2 protein-coding genes are annotated in these 1,441 nt (G+C 67.0%); both read left to right on the top strand.

The window, feature by feature from the left end:
• Nucleotides 1-629 (top strand): aldehyde dehydrogenase family protein (locus tag DYI24_RS26540; RefSeq protein WP_164574448.1); only part of this gene is annotated, 629 nt, incomplete at its 5' end.
• Nucleotides 630-637: 8 nt separating this feature from the next.
• The gene (locus DYI24_RS26545; RefSeq protein ID WP_164574449.1) at nucleotides 638-1,426 is read left to right on the top strand and encodes a sulfite exporter TauE/SafE family protein; all 789 of its coding nucleotides are present in this window, start codon (nucleotides 638-640) and stop codon (nucleotides 1,424-1,426) included.
• Nucleotides 1,427-1,441 lie beyond the last annotated feature (15 nt).

Genomic DNA, 1,441 nt, shown 5'->3' on the forward strand with positions numbered 1-1,441 from the left:
GGTTCACCCGCCAGGGCCAGAGCTGCACCGCAGCGAGCCGGATCTACGTCCACGCCTCGCTGATCGACGCTTTCGTGGCGGCGTTGCGTGAGGCGATCAGCAAGCTGAAGATCGGGGATCCGCTGGATGAGGCGACCGACATCGGCACCGTGATCTCGCAGCGGCAGAAGGCCAAGATCGAATCCTATATCGATCTCGGTGCGCGCACCGCCGGCGCCAAGGTCGACCGCTGCGGCGAGCTGCCCGGCGCGGCGCATCTGAAAGACGGCCTGTTCCTGCAGCCGACCATCATCACCGGCGTGCCGGAGGATTCGCCGCTGATGCGCGAGGAAATCTTCGGGCCGGTGGTCTGCGTGCAGCCGTGGGATGACGAGGACGATGTCATCGCGCGTGCCAACGATAGCGACTTCGGCCTCGCCGCGACGGTATGGACCAATGATCTGCGCAGTGCGCTGCGCACCGTGCAGCGGCTCGATGCCGGCTACGTTCAGGTCAACCAGAACCTCACCATCCAGCCTAACCTGAGCTATGGCGGGTTCCGCAAATCCGGCCTCGGCAAGGAAGCGTCGCTGGAGGCGATGCTCGAGCACTTCACCAAGAAGAAGACCGTCGTCATCGATATGCGGTGACGACGGCGATGCATGAGTTAATCGCCGAGGCATCCGCCAGCTTCCTGTCGACGCTGCCATCGCCGATGGCGATCGCCGGCGTGCTGAGCGCGGTGCTGGCGGCCGCTTTGTTGCGGGGCTTCACCGGGTTCGGCTTTGCGCTCGCGGCGGTGCCGCTGATGGGCATGTTCATGGCTCCGGCCAAAGCCGTGCCGGTGGCCGTGCTGCTGCAGCTGCTCGGCGGCCTCAACGATCTTCGCCGCAACCATCGTGATGCCCACTGGGCGTCGCTGCACTGGCTGATCGTTGGCGCGGTGATCGGTTCGCCCATTGGGGCACTGGCGCTCAGCGTCGCTCCGGCACCGGTGGCGCGGATCGTGATCGCGACCATCACGGCCGCCGCGGTGGTCGTGCTCGGCCGCGGCTTCGCCATCGAGGCGATTCCATCGCGGCCGGTGACGACCGGCGTCGGCATGCTGTGCGGCCTGTTCAACGGCCTCGCCGCGATGCCGAGCCCGCCGGCGATCGTCTACTACATGTCGGGGCCGTTTCCCGCCGTGGTGGTGCGGGCGTCGCTATTGGTGTTCTTCCTCGCCACATCGATCGCCGGCTTCACCAGCATCGCGCTGGTCGGTCTGGCGAGCGTGAATGTGCTGTGGCTGGCCGCGATGGCATTGCCGGTGATGATGCTCGGCACCTGGATCGGTGAACAGGGCTTCCGCCGCGGCAGCGAGCGGCTGCACCGCCACGTCTCGATCGCCAGCCTCGGCGGCGTCGCGCTGCTCAGCGCCGCGAAGGGAATCTCCGAGCTGATGTGAGGGCGCCGCTTCTCC

The sequence above is a fragment of the Rhodopseudomonas sp. BR0C11 genome (genome assembly GCF_010820945.1).
Taxonomy (GTDB): domain Bacteria; phylum Pseudomonadota; class Alphaproteobacteria; order Rhizobiales; family Xanthobacteraceae; genus Rhodopseudomonas; species Rhodopseudomonas palustris_H.

Coding starts and splice junctions, on each gene's coding strand:
- DYI24_RS26545 (WP_164574449.1), top strand. CDS start 638: ATGCATGAGTTAATCGCCGAGGCATCCGCCAGCTTCCTGTCGACGCTG.